This window comes from Vogesella oryzagri (genome assembly GCF_040148885.1).
GTDB classification, from domain to species: Bacteria; Pseudomonadota; Gammaproteobacteria; order Burkholderiales; family Chromobacteriaceae; genus Vogesella; species Vogesella oryzagri.
Map to the genome: position 1 here is coordinate 257,222 of NZ_JBEFLD010000007.1, position 21,627 is coordinate 278,848.

Consider the following 21,627-nt stretch of genomic DNA (forward strand, 5'->3'; position numbering starts at 1 on the left):
TTTGCCCTTGCTTATGGCAACTGCGTAAGCTGCTGCTGGTCATAGTAGGAGTCGGGTTGCACCGGCGAAAGCCGCGATTACCGAGGAGATGAACATGCTGATCGACAAGAACGATGCCACCTTGCTGGTGGTGGATGTGCAGCAGAAGCTGCTGCCGGCGGTGCTTGACGCGGATGGCATGCTGGCACGCTGCCGCTGGCTGGTGTCTGCCGCGCACGATGTGGGGCTGCCGGTGGTGTTTTCCGAGCAGTACCCGCACGGCCTGGGTCATACCGCACCGGAGCTGCTGGCGGCGGCACCGGCTGCCATGGTGGTGGAAAAGCTGCACTTTTCCTGCGTGGCGGCGGAGTGTCTGCCAGAGGACTTGCTGGCGCGCAGCCAAGTGGTGGTGTGCGGCATGGAAACCCATGTCTGCGTGCTGCAGACGGTGCTGGAGCTGCTGGCGCTGGGCAAGCAGGTGTTCGTGGTGGCCGACGCGGTGTCCAGCCGCGGCGTGGCCAACCGCGACTACGGCCTGCAGCGCATGCGCGATGCCGGTGCGGTGCTGGTGACGCGCGAGATGGTGCTGTTCGAGGCGCTGCGGGTGTCCGGCAGCGATGAATTCCGCAGCATGAGCAAGCGCTATCTGCTGGGCGAGCAGCCCTGAGCGCTGCCGGGCGCTGCCGACACGAGCCGAGCCTGCCGCCGGGCCGGCTGCCGCGTCGTTGCGCCGGGCCACAAAAGCAAAAGGTTGGCCGCATACCTGCGGCCAACCTTGTTGCCTGTCGAGATGACGGCTGAGCCGTTCTGGTTCTCCCTCTATCAAACTGCTGGCCCCGCCGCGTGGCGTGGCAATGAATTCGTAAAAAGAGGCCCCGAATTGGCGCGTTGCACCAATTCGGGCGGTTTGGTTGCACCAAAACCGTGCAAAAGTCTCCGTCAACTTGGTCGGCTGGCGTACAGCTGGCCCGGCAAGCGGAGAACAACACCTGTCGCTCCATGGAGCAAGTCTGTAGCTAGCAAGCGGCGTGCCAGCCATAAAAAAAGCCACCGCAAGGGTGGCTTGTTGACGGGGGCGTGGCGGCGTTAGCGGCTGTCGAAATCGATCAGCCAGGTCTTGTCCGGGTATTTCAGCGCCATTCGCCACTGCCGGCTGCCGGTCACGCATACCGGCAGCGTGATACGGGCTTGCCAGTCATTGCCATGCGGTAGCAGCTGGTAGCGGTTGAAGCCCATGTCCATGTCGCGCATGGAAAACTCGATGGCCGGCGCCGGGCCGCTGCCGTGGCGTAGCGTCAGGCCGAACGGCGTGGCGGCCTGTGGCGCGCGGTCCAGCTGCAGCCGGCTGCCGTCCGGCAGCTGGCAGCCGGCTTGCAGATTGGCGCAACTTACCGCCAACGGTGTGGCTGGTTGCTGCTTGTGCTGCAGATACCACCAGATCAGCCCGCCCTTGAGCAGGGCGAAGGCGATCAGCAGTACGGCGATCAGCGCCAGTTGCTGGCGGGTGAGTTTGGTCTTCATGTCCGGTTTCTGTGCAATGTCTTTCGGCAGGCGGGAAACGCCATCTGGCTACTGCCAGGCCGCGCGCATCTGCGCCACACCGTGCGCGCCGCAGCGGCGCGCTTCGTCAAGGTTGGCCGCAGTCAGCCCGCCGATGGCGAACACCGGCAGCGGCGCGGCCGGGGCGGTGATGGCGGCCAGACCATCCCAGCCCAGCGGCGCTGCGTCCGGGTGGCTGGCGGTGGCCAGTACGTGGCCCAGCAGCGCGTAGTCGAGGCCCAGCTCGGCGGCGCGTTCCAGCTCGGCGCGGCTGTGGCAGGAGGCGCCGACCCAGGCAAAGTGCGCCGGGCGCTGCTGCAGTGCAGCCAGCCGTGCGGCGGTGAGGTGCACGCCGTCTACCGGCCAGCCCTTGATCCACGCCGGGTCGGCATTAACGATCAGCTTGCCGCCGCGGGCATGCACGATCTGGCTGATCTCGCCCACCAGCGCCGCCAGTTGTTCGCGGTCCAGCTGCGGCTCGCGCACAATCACCCATGGCTCGTCGTCACGCTGCGCCAGCGCTTCCAGCACCGCATCGCGGCCCAGCTCATGCACGCAGCTGATGTTCAGCACGTTCGGCAACTGCAGCGCGCGCAGGATCGGCGCATTGGCCGGCAGCATCGGCTGCACCGACAGCTGGCCCGGCTGCTGCCAGGCAAAGCTTTGCCCCTCGTGCGGCTGCGGCTCGCCTTGCCATGCCCACACGCGGTAGAACAGCAGCTCCACCGAGGCGTGCTCGTAGTGATGCACGCGACGCAACCACGGTGTGGCGTGGCTGACGGCAATGCCCATTTCCTCGTCCAGTTCGCGCACCAGCGCCTGGTACGGCGTTTCGCCGGCTTCCACCTTGCCGCCCGGAAACTCCCAGTAGCCGGGGTAGGGCTTGCCGGCCGGGCGGCTGCCGAGCATGAACTGGCCGTCGGCCTGCATCAGTGCGCCGGCCACCACCGGGATGATCTGCTTGTCACCCATCATCAGCGCCCCAGCTCCGCTACGCGCTCGCCCGGCTCGCGGCCGGCCCAGTCGCAGGCAAATTGCCACGCCACGCGGCCGGAGCGGCTGCCGCGCAGCTGGCTCCACTGCAGCGCGGCGCGTTCGGCCTCGGCATCCAGCGGCAGCTCGAAATGCGCCAGCCAGCCGCGCACCGCCGCCAGGTAGGCGTTCTGGTCAAACGGGTAGAACGACAGCCACAGCCCGAAGCGGTCGGATAGCGACACTTTTTCCTCGGTGGTTTCGCCCGGGTGGATCTCGCCGTCCTGCACCCAGCTTTCGCGGTTCTCGCTGAAACGCTCCGGCATCAGGTGGCGGCGGTTGGAGGTGGCGTAGACCAGCAAGTTGGCCGCACGCTGTGCCAGGCCGCCGTCCAGCGCCGACTTCAGCGCCTTGTAGCTGTCTTCGCCTTCCTCGAACGACAGGTCGTCGCAGAACAGGATGAAATGCTCCGGGCGGGGAGCCACCAGCGCCACGATCTGCCCAAGATCCGGCAGGTGGCTCTTGTCCACCTCGATCACCCGCAGCCCGCGCGTGGCATAGTTCGCCAGCAGCGCCTTGATCAGCGACGATTTGCCGGTGCCGCGCGCGCCGGTGAGTAGCACGTTGTTGGCCGGGCGGCCGGCAAGGAATTGCTCGGTGTTGCGCACGATCAGCGCCTTCTGCCGCTCGATGTCGGTCAGGTCGCTCAGCGCCACGGTATGCGGCGCGTGAATGGCCTCCAGCCAGCCGCTAATGCCGGCGCGGCACCAGCGGAACGCCGGGGCAGTCCAGTCCGGTTCGGGGATGGCCGGCGGCAGCAGCGGCTCCAGCCGCGCCATCAGTGCTTCGGCGCGGGCGAGAAAGGCGTCGAGTTTTTCCATGAAGCTATTACCCAGGGTCGGGTTAATCGGCGAGGTGTTTTTCCAGTACTTCCAGCTCCAGCCCGTCCTGCAGCAGCTGGCCGACGCCGGCTTCCAGCGGGAACGGCTGGCGTTCGCCGGTGGGCACATAGCCACGGCGCAGGTAGAAGGCGCGCAGTTCCGGGCGTGAGGTCAGCACCGTCATGCGGCTGCGGCCAACGTTGTACTGCGCCTGCAGCTGTTGCTCGGCATGCGCCAGCATCATCTTGCCCAGGCCGCCGGTCTGGCAGCCCGGGTCTACCGCCAGCATGCCGACGTAGCCGTAGTCGCCGCCGTTTTCGATATGCACGCAGGCGACGATCTGCCCCTGCTGGCAGCCGAGCAGTACCTGGCCGTTGGGCTGCGCCAGCAGGCTGGCCAGTTGTGCGGGGTTGATACGTTGGCCGCTGACCAGACCGTTTTCGTGGGTCCAGCCGGCGTGCTCAGGCGCCGGGCGGTAGGCACGGTTGACCAGCACGCTCAGGGCGGCGATGTCATTGGCGTCGGCGCGGCGAAATTGCATAGTCAGTCCCGCAGGGTGATCACCGGCCAGCCGTGGGCTTCGGCGTGGGCGCGCAGGGTGTCGTCAGCATCCACCGCTACCGGGTTGCTGACGATGGATAACAGCGGCAGGTCGTTGCGCGAGTCGCTGTAGAAGAAGGTCTTGTCGTAGCTGGCCAGCGTCTCGCCGCGTGCAGCCAACCATTCGTTGAGGCGGGTGATCTTGCCTTCCTGGAAGCTGGGGGTGCCGGTGGGCTTGCCGGTGAAGTTGCCGGCGGCGTCCTGCTCCAGCTCCACCGCGATCAGGTGTTCCACTCCCAGTTCGCGGGCGATGGGGCCGGTGATGAAGCGGTTGGTGGCGGTGATGATCATCACCACATCGCCCTGCGTCTGGTGCGCCGCCAGCAGCTGGCGTGCCTTGGGCGGGATGATGGGCAGGATGTGCTCGGCCATGTAGCCGGCGTGCAGGCTGTCCAGCTCGTCGCGGCTGAAGCGGGTGAGCGGCGCCAGCTGGAAGTTGAGGAACTCGAAGATGTCCAGCGTGCCGGCCTTGTACTGCTCGTAGAAGTAGTCGTTCTGGCGCGCGTGATGTTCCGGATCGAGGATGCCGCGCTTGATCAGGAATTTCGGCCATTCGCTATCGGAATCGCCGGCAATCAGGGTGTTGTCGAGGTCAAACAGGGCAAGGTTCATGGCTCGGTTTCGGTGGTTTGCAGTACGTTTTTCACCAGCGGCACGGTAATCGGCCGCCGCAGCGCCAGCGAGTAGCGGTCCAGCATGTCCAGCATGGCGATCAGGCTGGACAGGTCGCGGCGCCAGTGGGTCAGCAGGTAGCGGAACACGTCGTCCGGAATGGCCAGCTGACGGCTGGCGGCGTGGTGGCGCAGCGCGTCCAGCTTGTCGTCGTCGGACAGCGCCTTGACTTCGAACACCAGGCCCCAGCCCAGGCGGGTGCGCAGGTCGTCGCGCACCGGCGCCTGCATCGGCGGCTGGCGGCCGGCCATCAGCAGGCGGCCTTCACCGCTTTCCTTCAGCGAGTTGTAGATGGAGAACAGCATGATCTGGTCGTCTGGCGCCAGGTCGTCGACATGATCGACGGCGATGAAGCTGGCCTCGCGGGCGAAATCCGGCAGTTGTTCGTGCTGGGCGTCCAGATAGATGGAGGCGCGGCCCAGCCGTTCGGCGTGGGCGATCCACGCCTGCAGCAGGTGGGTTTTGCCGCAGCCCGGCTCGCCCCATAGGTAGACGAAGCGTTCGCCTTCCTCGGCGGTCAGCGCGGCGATGATTTCGCGGTTGCGCTGGGCAAGGAAGTTGTCGAACGCCGGGAGGGGTTCTGGCAGGAGGTCGAGAACGAGCTGGTCCAACATCGGTATGGGCTATCTGGGGTTAGGGGTCGATTCTACGCTGATAAAAGCGGCTGTTGAAATAATGGCGGATCAGGTGCCGCCCCAGAATCACGCTGATGGCCGACAGCGGCAGCGCCAGCAGTACGCCGGCAAAGCCCATCAGCTCGCCAAACGCCATCAGCGCAAAGATCACCGTTACCGGCGACAGGCCGATGCGCTCACCCACCAGGTAGGGGGTGATCAGGAAGCTTTCCAGCAGCTGGCCGATGGCAAATACCCCCCACACCAGCAACAGGCCGTTGGCGCTATCGAACTGCAGTACCGCCGCCAGCGTGGCCAGCAGCAGGCCGGTAAACGCGCCCAGATAGGGGATGAACACCAGCAGGCCGGCGACGATGCCGATGGCGAGGCCGGAATCCAGCCCCACCGCAGCCAGTCCGCCGCCGTAGAGCAGCGCCATGATCAGCATCACCGACAGTTGGCCGCGCAGGAACTGGCCCAGCATGTCGTCCACCTCGCGGGCGATGTCGCCGATCTGGCCGGCCCAGCGGCGCGGCACCAACGTGGCGGCGCGCACCACCATGTGATCCCAGCCGTGCAGAAAGTAGTACAGCAGCACCGGCAGCAGGGTGAGGTTGGCCACCGTCTGCAGCAGCAGCGCGCCACCATGCCCCAGCTGCGGCGCGATGCGCGCCAGTGCCTGGCGCACGCCGGCAGCGTTGCCGGCCAGTGCCTCGCGCCAGCTCTGGCTGTCGATGCTGATGCTGGTGCCCAGCGTGCGGTTGAGCCACGGCAGCGCGCTGTGCTGCACGAAATCCACCAGCACCGGCAGGCGGGCGGTGAGCGCCTGCGCCTGTGAGATCAGCATCGGCACCACAATCAGCAGCAGGCCCAGCACGGTAAAGAAGCCAGCCAGCATCACCAGCAGCAGCGCGGCGGTGCGCGACAGGCCGCGTGCCTGCAGCCGGTCTACCAGCGGGTCGAGAATATAGGCCAGCACCGCGGCGGTGATGAACGGTGCCAGCACGGCGGACAGCCGGTCCAGCAGCCACAGCACGGCAAACAGGCCGGCGGCGCCCAGAAGCCAGGGCAGCAGGTTGGAGCGTTGCGCTTGCATGGTGGGGTATCGGAAAAGGTTGGCCGCACGGCGGCAGGATCAGTCGACGATGAACAGGGAGGCGCCCAGCGGGCTGGATGAACGGTGCGCTTCGGCGTGGTCGGCCACCTGGTAGCTGACGCCCGGCGTCAGTACGAAGCGGCGGCCGTCGGCCAGCTCGGTGTGCAGCTCGCCGCCCAGGCACAGCAGGATATGGCCCTTGTGACACCAGTGGTCGGCCAGGTAGCCGGCGCTGTACTCCACCATGCGCACGCGGATGTCGCCAAAATGCTGCGTCCGCCAGCGGGCTTCGCCTTGTGCGCCCGGGTGGATTTCCACCGCGATGGCTGCCCAGTCGGTGGTGCCGAAGGCGATGTCTTTGAGCTGCATGGTCGCTCCCTTGACGCAGTTCTGACTGCGGGTCGGTTTTCAGTTAAAATACAGGCGCTTCGGGCCACGAGCCCGCGCACTCCCAGGCAGCAAAGCGATTACGTTAGCAGAAAGCGAGTTTACCTTGAACACCACGTCCCTCAGTTACCGTGACGCCGGCGTCGATATCGATGCCGGTGACGCGCTCGTCGAAAACATCAAGCCGTTTGCCAAGCGCACCATGCGCCCGGAAGTCCTCGGCGGCCTCGGCGGTTTCGGCGCACTGGTGGAAATCTCCAAGAAATACCAGGAACCGGTGCTGGTTTCCGGCACCGACGGCGTGGGCACCAAGCTCAAGCTGGCCTTCGACTGGAACAAGCATGACACCGTCGGCATCGACCTAGTGGCCATGAGCGTGAACGACATCCTGGTGCAGGGTGCCGAGCCGCTGTTCTTCCTCGACTACTTTGCCTGCGGCAAGCTGGACGTGGCGCAGGCCACCGACGTGATCAAGGGCATTGCCGAAGGTTGCGAGCAGGCTGGCTGCGCGCTGATCGGCGGCGAAACCGCCGAAATGCCCGGCATGTACCCGGTAGGCGAATACGACCTGGCCGGCTTTGCCGTCGGCGTGGTGGAAAAGAGCAAGGTCATCACCGGCCGCGACATCAAGCCGGGCGACGTTGTGCTGGGCCTGAAATCCAACGGTGTGCATTCCAACGGCTACAGCCTGGTGCGCAAGATCATCGAGCGCGCCCAGCCGCAGCTGGATGCCGCTTTTGACGGCGACAAGACCCTGCGCGACGCCATCATCGCCCCGACCCGCATCTACGTGAAGCCGCTGCTGGCACTGATGCAGCAACTGAACGTGAAGGGCATGGCGCACATCACCGGCGGTGGCATTACCGAAAACACCCCGCGCGTGCTGCCAGCCAACACCGTGGCACAGATCGATGCCGGTAGCTGGGAGCTGCCGAAGCTGTTCCAGTGGCTGCAGGCGGAAGGCAATGTCGATGCGCAGGAAATGTATCGCACCTTCAACTGCGGTATCGGCATGGTAGTGATCGTGGATGCGGCCGATGCCGACGCTGCGGCTGCCTTCCTGACCGAACAGGGCGAAACCGTATCGCGCATTGGCGTGATCCGCGCCCGCAACGGTGACGAGCACCAGACCCAGGTGGCGTAAGCCGTACGGGTTTAACAGCGCCGCTGGCCCTGCTGGCGGCGCTTGTCATTTGGCGGCAGAAGATGTCGCCGCCCGCTGCAACCCGGTTGCGGCCAACGTTATCCGGCGCCCGCGGCGCCCGTAGTCATATCGTCATGAAAAACATCGTCATCCTGATTTCCGGCCGCGGTTCCAATATGCAGGCCATTGTCGAGGCGGACATTGCCGGCGCCAACATCGCCGCGGTGATCGCCAACCGCCCGGATGCCGCCGGCCTTGCCTGGGCGGCGGAGCGTGGCATCGCCACCGTGGGTCTGGATCACAAACAATTTGCCAGCCGCGAAGCCTTCGACGTGCAGCTGGCCGCTGAAATCGACGCCTTCAACCCCGACCTGGTGGTGCTGGCCGGTTTCATGCGCATTCTCACCCCGACCTTCACCGCGCGCTACGAAGGCCGCATGCTGAACATCCATCCGTCGCTGCTGCCGGCCTTCCCCGGGCTGCACACCCACCAGCGCGCCATCGACATGGGCTGCAAGGTGGCCGGCTGTAGCGTGCACTTCGTGACCGCCGAGCTGGATCACGGCCCGATCGTGGCACAGGCGGTAGTGCCGGTGCTGGATGACGATACCGAAGCCACGCTGGCCGCCCGCGTGCTGCAGCAGGAACACAAGCTGTACCCGGACGCGGTGCGCCGCTTCGTGGCCGGCGAGCTGACCATCCGCGCCGGCCGGGTTGCTGGTGTGGCGGCACCTGCGGCCAACCTTAGCCTGCTGGTGCCGGCGCCGCGTTGAAACTGCCGCGCCTGACAGCCAGACGCCTGATGCTGCTGGCCTTCCTGTTTTCCCTGCTGCTGCACTTGTTGACGCTGGGCGGCGGGCTGCTGTCGTTCGACGCCATCGACATGCCCGAGGATCCCACGCTGCGCAAGCTCAGCGTGCGGCTGGACAGCATGCAGCTGGAGGAGGCATCGGCGCCGGCGCTGGAAACGGCGCTGCTGACCACTGGCCCGGCGGGCGGGCGTCATCAAGATGCCTCGCAGCCGCTGGCGGCGCGGAAGAAAAGGCCCCGTCCGGTTATCCGGCACACGGCGGCGTCCGCGCCAGTGGCAAGCATGGCAGCATCGGCGGCGCTGGCACAGGCGCCGCACCATATGGCCAGCGCCAGCGTGGCGGCAGTACCGGCCAGCGCCGCAGTGGCGGCCACGCCTGTGGCCGAGGTGGAGACAGTGAAGCCGGACAAGCCGATTCGCCACTTCCCGTCCAGCGCGCGGGTGCAGTACGCGCTGTTCTATGCCGGCATAGCGGCAGGGCGCGGCGATATGGTGTGGCAGCGCGAGGCAGGCAACTACAGTCTGGTGACCGACATGCAGCCGGTGATCGGCCCGAAACTGCACTATGAAACCACCGGAACGGTGGGCAAGCAGGGGCTGAAGCCGGAGCGCTTTGAAGCGACGCGCAACGGCGAAATGCGTGAGCGTGCCTACTTCGACTGGGGCGGCGGCGTGCTCAGCTACGGTGATCGCAATGCCGACAAGAGCGAACCGCTGGCATCCGGTGCGCAGGACTGGCTGGGGCTGGGGGTGCAACTGGCCTTGCGTGGCGACAATATGGGCGATGCGCCGATACAGATCACCACCGGCAAAAAGGTGTACAGCATGCTGCTGAAGCCGGATGGCGAAACCGACTTCGACACCGGCGATGGCGTGATTCGTGCCGTGGTGGTGCGGGTGAAGCAACCGGACGAAATGTACGAATTCTGGTTGGCGCCTGACTTTGCCAATATTCCGATCCGCGTACTGCGAGTGGGCAAGGATGCCCGCTACGAAATGCGGGCTAACCTGATCGAACTGGCGGGCAAGACTGTCTGGAAGCTGCCGCCAAGAAAGCTGAACCACAATGAAAGTAAACGCTAGACAATTCGAGCAGCTGGACAAGGTGCTGCACAACATGCTGCGCTTCGACCGTCCGGCCGATGCCGTGCTGACTGCCTTTTTCCGCGAGCACAGCAAGCTGGGTGCCAGCGATCGCCATCTGATCGCCGAGACCGCCTTTGCCTGCCTGCGCCATCTGGAGCTGCTGCGCCACCTGTGCGCACCGCGCATCAACACCCGCCGCCTGGCGCTGGCTACCCTGGTGCGCATCGGTGGCTCCAACCTGCGCGAGCTGGAAGCGGTGACCAAGGAAGGCGAAAACGAATGGCTGGCCAGCATCAAGGGCGCCGAACTGCCGGCCGACCTGAACGTGCGCTCCGGTCTGCCCGGCTGGGTGATCGGCATGCTGGCCGAGCAGGACGAGGGCGACGTGGTAGCGCTGGGCAAGGGCCTGGCCAGTGCCGCGCCGCTGGATCTGCGCGTCAACAGCCTGAAAATGCGCCGTGACGATGCGCTGGTGTACCTGCGTGATTCCGGCATCGAGTGCGAGCCGACGCCGTACTCGCCGCTGGGCATCCGCCTGAAAGGCAAGCCGGCGCTGGCCAAGCACCCGCTGTTCGTGCAAGGCGCCATCGAAGTGCAGGATGAAGGCAGCCAGTTGCTGGGCCTGCTTACCGGCGCACGCCGTGGCGAAATGGTGGTGGATTTCTGCGCCGGTGCCGGCGGCAAGACCCTGCTGCTGGGGGCGCAGATGGCCTCCACCGGCCGCCTGTACGCCTTCGACGTATCGGAAAAACGCCTGGCCAACCTCAAGCCGCGCCTGGCACGCTCCGGGCTGTCCAATGTGAACAGCACGCTGATCGCGCACGAGAACGACACCAAGGTGAAGCGTCTGGCCGGCAAGGCCGACCGCGTGCTGGTGGATGCGCCGTGCTCCGGCCTGGGCACCCTGCGCCGTAACCCGGATCTGAAATACCGCCAGAGTCCGGAAAGTGTGGCCGAGCTGAACGTGAAACAGACCGCCATCCTGGCCTCCGCCGCGCGCCTGGTGCGTGCCGGCGGCCGTCTGGTATACGCCACCTGCAGCCTGCTGCCATCGGAAAACCAGGCCATCGTCGAGGCCTTCCTGGTGGCCAACCCGGACTTCAGCCTGCTGCCAGCCAACGCGCTGCTGGCCGAGCAGAAGATCGCGCTGGATACCGGTGACTACCTGATGTTGCGCCCGCACCTGCATAACAGCGATGGCTTTTTTGCCGCGGTGCTGCAACGCAAGGCTTGAGCCGGGGGGCGAAGCGGGCCTAAAATAACTTATTGAATTAGTCGGGTAATTCCCCGGCGCCAGACCGAAGCAAAGGAAAATCATGTCCGTTCAAGACACCATCCAGCAGACCGTTAGCAGCAACCCGGTAGTGTTGTTCATGAAAGGTTCCGCCACTTTCCCGCAGTGCGGTTTCTCCTCGCGCGCCGTGCAGATCCTGAAAGCCTGTGGCGTGAACGACTTCGTGACCGTTGACGTGCTGGCCGACGCCGACGTGCGTCAGGGCATCAAGGAATTTTCCAACTGGCCGACCATTCCGCAGCTGTACGTAAAGGGCGAGTTTGTTGGCGGTTCGGACATCATGTACGAGATGTACCAGGCCGGCGAACTGCAGGATCTGCTGAAAGACCTGGCTGCCTGATAGCCGGCTCCCGCCATGAAACGGCCCGCCCTGTGCGGGCCGTTTTTGTTTGATGGCGGGCAAGCGGCGGCCACAAAATCGGCTATCACGATAAGCGGGGGCAATCCCGCAGCGCACTAACAAGCGTTTGCCTGTAAAATGCCGCCCCAAATCCAGTACCGGCAGGTTCATCCCTGCCGGTTTTCCGTATCCAGAGCGTGGCTGTCCTTGGCTCCTGCAGGGGCGGCCGCCTGTCGCAAGATTTGGACCTGCCATGAACATTACCGTCGTCAACCATCCGCTGGTGCAGCACAAACTCGGCCTGCTGCGCGAGGGCGATATCAGCACCATGAAATTCCGCCTGCTGACCCAGGAACTGGCGCGCCTGCTGGCCTATGAAGCCACCCGTGATTTCGAACTGGAACCGGTGACCATCGAAGGCTGGTGCGGCCCGATCGAGGTGCAGCAGATCAAGGGCAAGAAAGTCACCGTGGTACCTATCCTGCGCGCCGGCATCGGCATGCTGGACGGCGTGCTGGATCTGGTGCCGTCGGCCAAGATCAGCGTGGTGGGCTTGGCGCGCAACGAAGAAACCCTGGAGCCGGTGTCCTACTTCGAGAAGTTCGTCGGCAACCTGGACGAGCGCATCGCCATGATCATCGACCCGATGCTGGCCACCGGCGGTTCGCTGATCGCCACTATCGACCTGCTCAAGCGCAACGGCTGCCAGCACATCAAGGCGGTGGTGATGGTGGCGGCACCGGAAGGGGTGAAGGCGGTCAACGAAGCGCACCCTGATGTGCAGATTGTGGCCGCGTCGCTGGACAGCCATCTCAACGAGCACGGCTACATCATCCCGGGTCTGGGTGATGCCGGCGACAAGATCTTCGGTACCAAGCACGCCTGATGCCAGCCGGTCGCCGCTGGTCGGCGACCGCCTGACCTGGTTGCGGCCAACGTTGGCCGCAGGGAGCCCGCCATGAACGCCTATCAACAGATCGACGCCGATTTTCTCGCCCGCTTCCCGCACGGCTTGCAGGACGAGGCTTGGCTGGCGCTGGGCAAGAAGCACCGCAGTATCGATGGGGTGATCCGGCTGTGCCGCGAGGCACTGGCCGAACCGCTGCTGCGCGCAGCCGTCGACAGCGGCAACACCGCGGCGGTGATCGACAGCTGCCGCCAGATCGTCGGCCGCTGCAGCACGGTGAGCACCTTCGAGAAGATGGCGTTCCGCAACTATCTGGCGTTCAGCGATGTGCACCGGCCGTTCGTGGCGGCTCTCTTTGCGCTGCTGTACCACTTTGACGAAGCCAGCTTTGCCGATTTCGTCGAGGTGCTGCAGCTGTGCCGCCACGACGGCAATGCCAACCCGGCCAAGTGGCCGCTGGTGACCTGCTTCCTGGCCTACAGCGATCCGCAGCGCCACGTGTGCATCAAGCCCACCACCATCAAGAAGTTGGCCGCACGGCTGGGGGTGGATATTGGCTACCGGCCGCTACCCAATTTCGACACCTATCGCCGCGTGCAGGCGATGGTGCTGGACTTCCGCCAGCACAGCACACTGGCAGCGGACCAGAACAACATCATCGCGCAGGCGGTGATGTACTGCACGGTGTAGCCCGGCGGCGGGCCACACGCAGGCAAGACTTCCACACAACCCGATAACAACAAGGATTCTTCATGTTCCAGCAACTCAAGACAGCGGTATCTGGCGCCCAGATCCTGTTCGTCGCCTTCGGCGCCCTGGTGCTGGTGCCGCTCTTGACCGGGCTTAACCCGGCGATGGCGCTGCTTGGCGCCGGCGTCGGCACGCTGCTGTTCCAGCTGTGCACCGGTCGTCAGGTACCGATCTTCCTCGGCTCCTCGTTCGCTTTCATCGGCCCCATCATCTACTCGATGCAGATGTGGGGCATGGGCGCCACCATGTTCGGCCTGTTCTGCGCCGGCTTCATGTACTTCGTGTTCGCGGCCATCGTGCGCTGGCGCGGCATGGCGCTGGTCAACCGCCTGCTGCCGCCGGTGGTGATCGGCCCGGTGATCATGATCATCGGTCTTAGCGTGGCCGGTGCCGCCTCCGGCATGGCCATGGGCCGCGCCGGCGGCAACCAGGTGATGCCGTACGAAACCTCGCTGCTGCTGGCCGGTATCTCGCTGGCCACCACCATCGCGGTATCCATCTACGCGCGTGGCATGTTCAAGCTGGTGCCGATTCTGGCCGGTGTTACCGTCGGCTACATCGTGGCCGCCTTCATGGGGGTGGTGGATTTTGCCAAGGTGGCCAACGCGCCGTGGTTTGCGGCGCCGGTTTTCCACAGTCCGGAAGTGAACTGGGCGGCGGCGCTGTTCATGCTGCCGGTGGCGATTGCCCCGGCCATCGAGCACATCGGCGGCGTGATGGCGATTGGCGGCGTGACCGGCAATGACTACACCAAGAGCCCGGGCCTGCACCGCACCCTGGCCGGCGACGGTCTGGGCGTGTGCCTGGCCGGCCTGATCGGCGGCCCGCCGGTGACCACCTACGCCGAGGTAACCGGCGCGGTGATGATCACCCGCAACTTCAACCCGGTAGTAATGACCTGGGCGGCGCTGTTCGCCATCGCCATGGCGTTCTTCGGCAAGTTCAACGCGCTGCTGCAGTCGATCCCGATGCCGGTGATGGGCGGCATCATGGTGCTGCTGTTCGGCACCATCGCCTCCATCGGCCTGAAGACGCTGATCGAAGCCAAGGTGGACCTGATGGAGCCGCGCAATCTGGTGATCATCTCGGTGGTGCTCACCGCCGGCATCGGCGGCCTGGAGCTGAAATTCGGCAGCTTCGGTCTGGCCGGCGTCGGCCTGTGCTCGCTGCTGGCCATCGTGCTGAACCTGATCCTGCCGCGTCAATCCGCCAGCCACGACGGTATCGTGGAAGGCCAGGACGTGTGACGCTTGCGGCCAACGTTGGCCGCAAGCCGTGCGCAGCAACAAAAAACCCGCCAGTAGTGGCGGGTTTTTTGTTTGTGCCGGGCGCGGATCAGGCGGCGATTACACGCAGGCTCAACGCCGGGGCGCCTTGCTCGGCAATCGCCAGCAGGCGGTCGATATTGGGGTGCTTGCCGGGAAAGGCGCGCGCATCGGCGGTGTGCTCGGCGTACAGCGCCAGGCCTTCGCTGGCGGCGGCCTGGTCGATCTGGCCAAAGCGCTGGCCCAGCGCGTGATACAGGCGTACCGAGCCGGCGGTGCCGGGACGGTTTTCCAGTCGTGCCACGCTGTGGCCGGCGGCATCCAGCAGTTCTACGGCGGCAATGCCGTCAATGGCGGGCAGGGTGGCGAGGTTGTCGGCAAAAGTCATGTGTCAGGTCCGTGGGGGAGGAATCAGCCGCCAATTGTTTCATATGTCGCCAGCAGTGGCGACGGGCTGGCGCTTACAATGCAAACAGGATGGCAAGAAGCCAAAGGGACAAGCATGGGACGATGGCGCGGAAAGTGGCTGCTGTGGGCATTGCTGGCAGGGCTGCTGTTGGCCGCAGTCTGGTGGTGGACGCGACCGCCGGTGGTGAGTGTGCTGCGGCTGCACGCCAGCACGGTGCAGTACAGCGTGGTGAGTACCGGCCGGGTGGCGGCGCAGCAGGAAAGCACGCTGTCCAGCACGGTGACTGGCCGGGTGATTGCCACCCCAGTAGAGGAGGGCGCCAGCGTGCGCGCCGGACAGGTGCTGCTGCGGCTGGAGCCGGAAGAATTGCAGGCGTTGCAGACGCAGGCGGCGGCACAGTTGGCCGCGGCGCGCGCCAATCTGCAGGATGCGCAGCGGCAGTGGCAGCGCCAGCAGCAGCTGTTTGCCCAGGGTTTTGTCAGCCAGGCGGCGCTGGACAGCGTGCGTCTGAGCCGCGATGCCGCCAGCCAGAGCGTGGCGCAACTGCAGGCGCTGCAGCGGCAATACCAGGCGCGGCTGGGGCAGAGCGAGCTGCGCGCGCCAGCTGATGGCGTACTGTTGCGCCGCGAGGTGGAGGCCGGCGATGTGCTGACCGCCGGCAAGGCCGCGTTGCTGTTTGCTTCTGCCGGTCGGCAACGGGTGTTGCTGGATCTGGATGAACGCGATGTCGGCCGGCTGGCGGTGGGGCAGCAGGCTGCGGTGCTGGCCGATGCGTTTGCGCGGCAACCGTTGGCCGCACGAGTCAGCCGTGTGGCGGCGCAGGTGGATCAGAACAGTGGCACGCTGGAGGTGGAGCTGCAGCTGCTGCAGGCGGCGCCGTTCCTGAAAAGCGGCATGACGGTGTCGGCGGAGATCCGCACCGGCCTGGCGCAGCAGGCCTTGTTGCTGCCGGCCACCGCCGTGCGCGATGGCCGCGTGGCGGTAGTGCAGCAGGGGCGTGTGCGGTGGCGGCCGGTGCGTACCGCCCCCGCCGTGGCCGGGCAGCTGCCGGTGGAGTCCGGCCTGCAGCCAGGCGAGCTGGTGGTGGTGCCGGCGCCGCTGCTGGATGACGGCCAGAGTGTGCGGGTGCAACCATGAGCTTCGTCTGGACCGTGGCATGGCGCCTGTTGCGCGAGGGGCGCTTCCAGACCGCGCTGATTCTGGGCGGGGTGTGCATCGGTGTGGCGGTGGTGGTGTACATCACCGCTATTGTCAACGGCCTGCAGGCCACTATCGTCGAGCGCACGCTGTCCAGCCAGGCACACGTGGTGTTGCGGCCGGCGGATCGCAACAACCAGCCGGTGCTGCGGGTGCCGGCGGGGACTGTCGCGCTGGCCGATATCCGTAAGCGCACCCAGCGCGAAAACACTATTGCCAACTGGAGCCGGTTGTTAAACGTGGTGAAGGCGACGCCGACGGTGACCGCGGCGGCGGCAATGGCGGCCGGCCCCGGCGTGGCACAGCAGGGCGGGGTGCGCAAATCGGTGACGCTGATGGGGGTGAGTCTGGCGGATTACCAGCAGGTGGTGCGGCTGGACAACAAACTGGTCAGCGGCCAGCTGCTGTTGGGCAGCGGCCAGGTGCTGGTTGGCAAGGAGCTGGCCGCCGATCTGGGGCTGACGCCGGGTAGCCGCCTGCGCCTGCAGTCGGCCAGCGGCACGCAGGATTCGGTGCAGGTCAGTGCGGTGCTGGATTTTGGTATCAAGGATCTCAATCGCCGCTGGGTGCTGCTGCCGCTGCGCAGCGCGCAGAACCTGCTTGGCTACCGGCTGGATATCACCGAAATCTATGTCAGGACCAGCGAGTTGCATGAGGCGGAAACGCTGGCGGCCAACCTGTCGGCCGCCACCGGGCTGACCGCCGACAGCTGGCAGTCCAGCAACGGCCAGCTGGTGACGGCGCTGAAGAGTCAGCGGGCCTCCAGCCTGATGATCCGCGTGTTTGTGACCTTTGCCGTGGCGTTGAGTATTGCCAGTGTGCTGGTGGTGTCGGTGGTGCAGCGCCAGCGCGAGATCGGCATTCTGCGGGCGATGGGCACGCCGGCCACGCGCATCCTGGGGGTATTCCTGCTGCAGGGCGGCATCGTTGGCCTGGTGGGGTCGGTGTTCGGCTCGCTGCTGGGCGGCGGCCTGGCGGTGGGGTTTACCCATATTGCCAAGACGGAAGATGGTAGCCCCTTGTTTCCGGTGGTGCTGGATAGCGAGCTGTTTATCAGTACCGCGCTGATTGCCTTTGCCGTGGGGGTGCTGGCGGCATTGATGCCGGCCTTGCGCGCGGCGCGGCTGGACCCGGTGGAGGCGATTCGTGGCTGATGTATTGCTGCTGCAAGGGGTGCGCAAATCCTACGGTGGTGGTGCCTCGCCGCGGGTGGAGGTGCTGCACGGTATCGACATGGCGCTGGAAGAAGGCAGCTTTGCCGCGCTGACCGGGCCGTCCGGCTCCGGCAAGTCCACGCTGCTGAACATCATCGGCCTGCTGGAGCCGCCCACCGAGGGCGAGTTGCGCATGGCCGGTACCCTGAGCAGCGGACTGGATGACGCCGCGCGTACCACGCTGCGTAATCGCTATCTGGGGTTTATCTTCCAGTTTCACCACCTGCTGCCGGCGTTCAGTGCCGAGGAAAACGTGTTGATGCCGATGCTGGCCGGGGTTGGCCGCATCAACCGCGACGACCGCGCACGCGCCAGCATGCTGCTGCAGCGGGTGGGGCTGGCGGAACATGCGCACAAGCGGCCGGTGCAGCTGTCCGGCGGCCAGCAGCAGCGGGTGGCCATCGTGCGGGCGCTGATGAACCGGCCGCGGCTGGTGCTGGCAGATGAGCCGACCGGCAATCTGGATACCCAGACCGCCGCCGAGGTGTTCGGCCTGCTGCACGAACTGAACCGCGAAGAAGGCACCACGTTTCTGATCGTGACGCATGATCCGCGGTTGGCCGATACCTGCCAGCAGCAGTTCAAGCTGCTGGATGGCCGTTTGCTGTAAATCCGGCGGCGCCTCGCTGAGCTGGCGCCGGTAGCAGGTTGGCCGCATGCGTCACGCGGATCACTCCAGTGCGCCAACCCATTGCCCGCTCAGGGTGGCAAACATGCCCGGCACTTGTTCGATCGGGCCGGACAGGGTGAAGTTATTGCTGTCGCGCATCAAGTGGCCGCTTAGTGCCAGCAGGTAATGGCTGGCGGGGCCAAATAAGGTGTGCGGCGCTTCCGGATTGCGCTGTACGTCCAGCCGCACCGCGACGTGTTCGCCAGACAGTAGCAGCCGGCCCTGATAGCGGGCATTGTGGTCATTACCGTTAAGGTGCTGCTCCTCTACCACCCATTGCCCTTCGCTGAATTGCCCGTCACTGGTGGCCAGACGGACTTGATAAATGCCGCTGAGCATAGCTGTCTCCTTGTTGTGTACTGGATGCAGCCATCAGGCTGCTATCTGTTTCAACTTAGACCACGGCGACAGGCAACGGTATCAATAAGACTGCTCTGGGACGTGCAAAAAAACAGGGCCGCCAGAGGCTGCCCTGTTTTTTGCTGGTAAGCGTTGCTTAGCGCAGCAGGAAATCCACGGCGATGCCGGCAAAAATCACCGCGCCTACGCGGTTGTTGTCCAGAAACGCCTTGAAGCACAGCTTGCGATCGCGGGTGCGGATCTCGGTATATTGCTTGGCAATCAGCAGGCAGGACGCCAGCAGCGACAGGTAGTATGTCCAGCCCAGCCCTTGGTCCAGCCCCAGCAACACCATCATCGCGATGAACACGCCGTGGCACAGCATGATGGCGGCCACGTCGTAGTCGCCAAAGGTGATGGCCGAGGTACGGATGCCGATTTTCAGATCATCCGGCTTGTCGGCCATGGCGTAGGCGGTGTCGTAGGCCACCGTCCACAACAGGTTGGCCGCCAGCAGCCACCAGGCAGTGGCCGGCACCTGGCCGGTCTGTGCCGCATACACCATGGGAATGCCAAACGAGAAGGCGATGCCGAGGTAGGCCTGCGGAATCGGGAAAAAGCGCTTGGTAAACGGGTAGGTCGCCGCCAGCAGCACCGCCGGGATGCTCATTAGCAGCGTCAGGCCATTGAGCGGCAGGATCAGCAGCAGGCTCAGTAGCGCCAGTGCCGTGGCCAGTAGCAGCGCTTCTTTTTCGCTGACTGCGCCACGGGCGAACGGGCGCTGGCTGGTGCGCGCCACGTGCAGATCGATATGGCGATCGGCGTAGTCGTTGATTACGCAGCCGGCGGAGCGCATCAGGAAGGTGCCCACCACGAACACCACCAGTATCAACGGGCTGGGGCGGCCGCTGGATGCCAGCCACAACCCCCACAAGGTGGGCCACAGCAGCAGCAGGGTGCCGATGGGTTTGTCCACCCGCATCAGCTGGCCATAAACCTGCAGGCGGTCGTGCATTGTGGCGTGAGTCATGTCAGGTATTTCTCCAGGGCAGGCAAGAATACTTCGCACACCAGTAGTGGCGAATCCTGCAGTTGAAACCGGCAGCGACGCGCCAGCAGGCTATCGGCCGGACCGGTATGTGCGGTGGCCAGTCGGTGCAGGCCGTGGGGCGGTTGCACCGCGGCAAATTGCAGCGCGTCGCGCTGCAGCGCCGGCAGGCCGCCAAACAGGGTCAGGCCCAGCGAACGCGCGCCGCGCTCCAGTATCGGGCGCCACACCTGGCAATCCAGGCGGGTAACGCTGCGGGCGACCACCACGGGTTCGCCCGCTAGTGTCAGGCAGACCTGTCTGGCATACACTGTTGCCTGTGCATTAACCTGCAGTAGCGCCTGCTCGTCGGGCAATGCACTGTCTTCGCCCTGCGCCAGTACTTGTACGGCAAAAGGTTGGCCGCTTGCCATCAGGTATTCGGTGAGTGAGCCTTGTGTGCCGATACAAGCTGCCAGCGCGCCTTGCGGCAGGGGCAGTGTGTCGGTCCAGAGGGGTAGGGTAGTCATGGCGCGCATTATGCCAAAACGCGCTCGCTGCTGTCCCCGTCATTGCGGCCAAGTTGCCGCACTAGCTTGCAATCCGACCACATCATGATCGAAACCTTTATCTGGCTGCTGGGCTTCCAGTTTACCGGCGAAGTGCTGGCGCGCAGCCTGGGGCTGCCGGTGCCCGGTGCCGTCATTGGCATGCTGCTGCTGTTCATCACGCTGGTGTTGCGCCAGGGGGTGCCTGCGGCGTTGCGGCAGAATGTGCCCACGCTGATGACACATATGTCCTTGCTGTTCATCCCGGCCGGGGTCGGCATTCTGGCATTCTGGCCATTGCTGTCCGCGCACCCGCTGGCGATGACGGTAGTGCTGCTGCTGGCAACCTTGTCGACGTTCCTGATTACCTTGCTGGCCATGCATTGGCTCAGCCGCCCGCAGGAGCCGAAATCATGAATGGCAGTGTGCTGGACTGGATGCGCCATTCTCCGCTTACCGGTGTGTTGCTTACCCTGCTGGCCTACCGCATCGCGTTGATATTCAGCCGCCGCTACCACGGCCATCCGCTGGCCAATACCGTCTTGCTGGGGGCTGCCATCGTGGTCTTGTCGCTGTTGGCGCTGGGGATGAATTTCCAGCAGTACTTCCTTGGCGCCGGTTTCATCCAGTTTTTGCTGGGGCCGGTCACGGTGGCGCTGGCCATTCCGCTATATAACAATCTGGGGCGCTTGCGCCGTAATGCGGCCACCATTCTGTTCTGCATCCTGCTGGGCAGTGTGGCGGGCGTGGTGACGGCGGTGCTGTGCGGCCAACTGTTTGGCCTGCCGCAGCAGGTGCTGCTATCGCTGGCGCCGCGCTCGGTAACGACGCCCATCGCCATGGGGGTGGCCGAGGTGCTGGGGGGCATTCCGGCGCTGGCTGCTACCTTCGTGATTGTCACCGGTATCATCGGTGCCATCTTTGCCCGGCCTTTGGCCAGGTTGTGCGGGGTCAAGGACGACGTGGTGCTGGGGGTGGCGACAGGTGTCGCGGCACACGGCATCGGCACCGCTCGGGTATTCCAGCTATCGGAAACTGCCGGCGCGTTTGCCGGTCTGGCAATGGGCATGACCGGTTTGTTCACCGCCTTGTTGGCTCCGCTGCTGGTGCATTACCTATTGCCGTAATGCAGTGCTGGCATACTGCCAAGCAGATAACAATAACGAGGAATGAGTTATGGATCTGATCCTGTGGCGTCACGCCGAGGCAGAAGAAGGCAGCGATGATCTGGCGCGCGCCTTGACGCACCGCGGTCGTCAGCAAGCCAGCAATATGGCGCACTGGTTGCGTACACAACTGCCGGACGGCTACCGCCTGCTGGCGTCCGAAGCGCGCCGCTCGCAGCAGACTGCGGCATTGCTGGCCAAGAGCTATGAAGTCCTGCCGGCACTGAACCCGGATGCCGGCGTGGAGCAGGTGCTGCAAGCCATCAATTGGCCGGCCGTGGGGCAAACCATCGTGTTGGTGGGGCATCAACCCTATATCGGCAGACTGGCCGCCAGCGTCATGTCGGAGCAGCCGTTGCTGTGGAGCGTGAAGAAAGGCGCCATCTGGTGGCTGAGTCATCGCGAAAAGCACGGTATTGAACAGGTGCGGTTAAAAGCCATGCTGACACCGGCATTGCTGGAATCCATGCGCTAAACAGCGTGCACAGCAAAAAGGTTGGCCGCGGCCAACCTTTTTTGCATTTTGTGATCCTTTAAGATCAACGACTTGTCGATTTTGTCGGGTTTTCTGCGCTGGCGGGTGTTGACGGGGTTGGGTTGGCTGGGTATAGTTCGCCTCCTCTGCTGACGACGCAACGAAACGAAGTCAGCCCGCTCTTTAACAAAACGAATAACCGATAGGTGTAAGTGCCTGGCGAGCCAGACACTTGCACTGCAAGA

Annotated in this window: 28 protein-coding genes; 15 read left to right on the forward strand and 13 right to left on the reverse strand. The window is 64.9% G+C overall.

Going from position 1 to position 21,627, the window contains the following annotated elements; all coding sequences use genetic code 11:
- Positions 1 to 94 precede the first annotated feature (94 nt).
- Positions 95 to 646, forward strand: coding sequence for a hydrolase (locus ABNW52_RS14695; protein WP_349589307.1), 552 nt, complete (start codon positions 95 to 97; stop codon positions 644 to 646).
- Positions 647 to 1,065: 419 nt separating this feature from the next.
- Here ABNW52_RS14695 and ABNW52_RS14700 read toward each other — a convergent pair whose 3' ends face one another.
- From ABNW52_RS14700 to ABNW52_RS14735, 8 genes are read right to left on the reverse strand one after another with little or no spacing between them, the layout of a single operon-like run.
- Positions 1,066 to 1,500, reverse strand: coding sequence for a hypothetical protein (locus ABNW52_RS14700; RefSeq protein ID WP_349589310.1), 435 nt, complete (start codon positions 1,498 to 1,500; stop codon positions 1,066 to 1,068).
- Between the two features lie 48 nt (positions 1,501 to 1,548).
- On the reverse strand, positions 1,549 to 2,493 hold the full coding sequence (locus ABNW52_RS14705) for a Nudix family hydrolase (RefSeq protein ID WP_349589313.1): 945 nt from the start codon (positions 2,491 to 2,493) through the stop codon (positions 1,549 to 1,551).
- Positions 2,493 to 3,371: an ATP-binding protein gene (locus ABNW52_RS14710; RefSeq protein WP_349589315.1), complete on the reverse strand. Its 879-nt coding sequence runs from the start codon at positions 3,369 to 3,371 to the stop codon at positions 2,493 to 2,495. The genes ABNW52_RS14705 and ABNW52_RS14710 overlap by 1 nt, the downstream gene beginning before the upstream one ends.
- 22 nt (positions 3,372 to 3,393) lie before the next feature.
- Positions 3,394 to 3,912, reverse strand: a complete 519-nt coding sequence (locus ABNW52_RS14715; protein WP_349589318.1) for a GNAT family N-acetyltransferase — start codon at positions 3,910 to 3,912, stop codon at positions 3,394 to 3,396.
- A gap of 2 nt (positions 3,913 to 3,914) precedes the next feature.
- Positions 3,915 to 4,583, reverse strand: a complete 669-nt coding sequence (locus ABNW52_RS14720) for a histidinol-phosphatase (RefSeq protein WP_349589321.1) — start codon at positions 4,581 to 4,583, stop codon at positions 3,915 to 3,917.
- Entirely contained in the window at positions 4,580 to 5,257 is a 678-nt protein-coding gene (gene hda / locus ABNW52_RS14725; protein ID WP_349589324.1) for a DnaA regulatory inactivator Hda, read from the reverse strand. Before hda ends, ABNW52_RS14720 begins: the two co-directional genes overlap by 4 nt.
- A 19-nt stretch (positions 5,258 to 5,276) precedes the next feature.
- Positions 5,277 to 6,353, reverse strand: coding sequence for an AI-2E family transporter (locus tag ABNW52_RS14730; protein WP_349589326.1), 1,077 nt, complete (start codon positions 6,351 to 6,353; stop codon positions 5,277 to 5,279).
- Positions 6,354 to 6,392: 39 nt separating this feature from the next.
- Complete coding sequence (locus tag ABNW52_RS14735) at positions 6,393 to 6,722, reverse strand: DHCW motif cupin fold protein (RefSeq protein WP_349589328.1); 330 nt, start codon at positions 6,720 to 6,722, stop codon at positions 6,393 to 6,395.
- A gap of 124 nt (positions 6,723 to 6,846) precedes the next feature.
- Between ABNW52_RS14735 and purM the strand changes: the two genes are divergently transcribed.
- The 8 genes from purM (at position 6,847) to ABNW52_RS14775 (ending at position 14,319) form a co-directional block, all read left to right on the forward strand.
- A complete protein-coding gene (gene purM, locus ABNW52_RS14740) occupies positions 6,847 to 7,884 on the forward strand; it encodes a phosphoribosylformylglycinamidine cyclo-ligase (RefSeq protein WP_349589330.1) in 1,038 nt (345 codons plus the stop codon).
- Between the two features lie 134 nt (positions 7,885 to 8,018).
- A complete protein-coding gene (gene purN / locus ABNW52_RS14745; RefSeq protein ID WP_349589333.1) occupies positions 8,019 to 8,657 on the forward strand; it encodes a phosphoribosylglycinamide formyltransferase in 639 nt (212 codons plus the stop codon).
- Positions 8,658 to 8,686: 29 nt separating this feature from the next.
- Positions 8,687 to 9,778, forward strand: coding sequence for a DUF3108 domain-containing protein (locus tag ABNW52_RS14750; RefSeq protein ID WP_349589334.1), 1,092 nt, complete (start codon positions 8,687 to 8,689; stop codon positions 9,776 to 9,778).
- Positions 9,762 to 11,015, forward strand: coding sequence for an RsmB/NOP family class I SAM-dependent RNA methyltransferase (locus tag ABNW52_RS14755; RefSeq protein ID WP_349589337.1), 1,254 nt, complete (start codon positions 9,762 to 9,764; stop codon positions 11,013 to 11,015). The genes ABNW52_RS14750 and ABNW52_RS14755 overlap by 17 nt, the downstream gene beginning before the upstream one ends.
- Before the next feature lie 82 nt (positions 11,016 to 11,097).
- Positions 11,098 to 11,415, forward strand: coding sequence for a Grx4 family monothiol glutaredoxin (gene grxD / locus ABNW52_RS14760; RefSeq protein ID WP_386108115.1), 318 nt, complete (start codon positions 11,098 to 11,100; stop codon positions 11,413 to 11,415).
- A gap of 253 nt (positions 11,416 to 11,668) precedes the next feature.
- On the forward strand, positions 11,669 to 12,301 hold the full coding sequence (gene upp, locus ABNW52_RS14765) for a uracil phosphoribosyltransferase (RefSeq protein WP_349589340.1): 633 nt from the start codon (positions 11,669 to 11,671) through the stop codon (positions 12,299 to 12,301).
- Between the two features lie 72 nt (positions 12,302 to 12,373).
- Complete coding sequence (locus tag ABNW52_RS14770; RefSeq protein WP_349589342.1) at positions 12,374 to 13,012, forward strand: hypothetical protein; 639 nt, start codon at positions 12,374 to 12,376, stop codon at positions 13,010 to 13,012.
- A gap of 62 nt (positions 13,013 to 13,074) precedes the next feature.
- The gene (locus ABNW52_RS14775; protein ID WP_349589345.1) at positions 13,075 to 14,319 is read left to right on the forward strand and encodes a uracil-xanthine permease family protein; all 1,245 of its coding nucleotides are present in this window, start codon (positions 13,075 to 13,077) and stop codon (positions 14,317 to 14,319) included.
- A gap of 88 nt (positions 14,320 to 14,407) precedes the next feature.
- On the opposite strand, the gene ABNW52_RS14780 is transcribed toward ABNW52_RS14775, so the two are convergent.
- Positions 14,408 to 14,725: a DUF2322 family protein gene (locus ABNW52_RS14780; protein WP_349589348.1), complete on the reverse strand. Its 318-nt coding sequence runs from the start codon at positions 14,723 to 14,725 to the stop codon at positions 14,408 to 14,410.
- 114 nt (positions 14,726 to 14,839) lie between these two features.
- On the opposite strand from ABNW52_RS14780, the gene ABNW52_RS14785 reads away from it, so the two are divergent.
- From ABNW52_RS14785 to ABNW52_RS14795, 3 genes are read left to right on the forward strand one after another with little or no spacing between them, the layout of a single operon-like run.
- Complete coding sequence (locus ABNW52_RS14785; RefSeq protein WP_349589351.1) at positions 14,840 to 15,883, forward strand: efflux RND transporter periplasmic adaptor subunit; 1,044 nt, start codon at positions 14,840 to 14,842, stop codon at positions 15,881 to 15,883.
- Positions 15,880 to 17,097 (forward strand): ABC transporter permease, encoded by a 1,218-nt coding sequence (locus ABNW52_RS14790; protein ID WP_349589354.1) that lies wholly within the window; start codon positions 15,880 to 15,882, stop codon positions 17,095 to 17,097. The genes ABNW52_RS14785 and ABNW52_RS14790 overlap by 4 nt, the downstream gene beginning before the upstream one ends.
- Complete coding sequence (locus ABNW52_RS14795) at positions 17,090 to 17,767, forward strand: ABC transporter ATP-binding protein (RefSeq protein ID WP_349589357.1); 678 nt, start codon at positions 17,090 to 17,092, stop codon at positions 17,765 to 17,767. Before ABNW52_RS14790 ends, ABNW52_RS14795 begins: the two co-directional genes overlap by 8 nt.
- 60 nt (positions 17,768 to 17,827) lie before the next feature.
- On the opposite strand, the gene ABNW52_RS14800 is transcribed toward ABNW52_RS14795, so the two are convergent.
- The 3 genes from ABNW52_RS14800 to ABNW52_RS14810 form a co-directional block, all read right to left on the reverse strand.
- Complete coding sequence (locus ABNW52_RS14800) at positions 17,828 to 18,166, reverse strand: GrlR family regulatory protein (protein ID WP_349589360.1); 339 nt, start codon at positions 18,164 to 18,166, stop codon at positions 17,828 to 17,830.
- A gap of 157 nt (positions 18,167 to 18,323) precedes the next feature.
- Positions 18,324 to 19,196, reverse strand: coding sequence for a 4-hydroxybenzoate octaprenyltransferase (gene ubiA / locus ABNW52_RS14805; RefSeq protein WP_349589363.1), 873 nt, complete (start codon positions 19,194 to 19,196; stop codon positions 18,324 to 18,326).
- Entirely contained in the window at positions 19,193 to 19,723 is a 531-nt protein-coding gene (locus ABNW52_RS14810; protein WP_349589365.1) for a chorismate--pyruvate lyase family protein, read from the reverse strand. Before ABNW52_RS14810 ends, ubiA begins: the two co-directional genes overlap by 4 nt.
- A gap of 84 nt (positions 19,724 to 19,807) precedes the next feature.
- Between ABNW52_RS14810 and ABNW52_RS14815 the strand changes: the two genes are divergently transcribed.
- The 3 genes from ABNW52_RS14815 to ABNW52_RS14825 are packed head-to-tail and all read left to right on the forward strand — an operon-like array spanning position 19,808 to position 21,382.
- On the forward strand, positions 19,808 to 20,158 hold the full coding sequence (locus ABNW52_RS14815; protein WP_349589367.1) for a CidA/LrgA family protein: 351 nt from the start codon (positions 19,808 to 19,810) through the stop codon (positions 20,156 to 20,158).
- Positions 20,155 to 20,868, forward strand: a complete 714-nt coding sequence (locus ABNW52_RS14820; protein ID WP_349589369.1) for an LrgB family protein — start codon at positions 20,155 to 20,157, stop codon at positions 20,866 to 20,868. The genes ABNW52_RS14815 and ABNW52_RS14820 overlap by 4 nt, the downstream gene beginning before the upstream one ends.
- Before the next feature lie 49 nt (positions 20,869 to 20,917).
- The gene (locus ABNW52_RS14825; protein ID WP_349589372.1) at positions 20,918 to 21,382 is read left to right on the forward strand and encodes a SixA phosphatase family protein; all 465 of its coding nucleotides are present in this window, start codon (positions 20,918 to 20,920) and stop codon (positions 21,380 to 21,382) included.
- Here ABNW52_RS14825 and ABNW52_RS14830 read toward each other — a convergent pair.
- Positions 21,379 to 21,627 (reverse strand): hypothetical protein (locus tag ABNW52_RS14830; protein WP_349589374.1); only part of this gene is annotated, 249 nt, incomplete at its 5' end. The genes ABNW52_RS14825 and ABNW52_RS14830 overlap by 4 nt on opposite strands.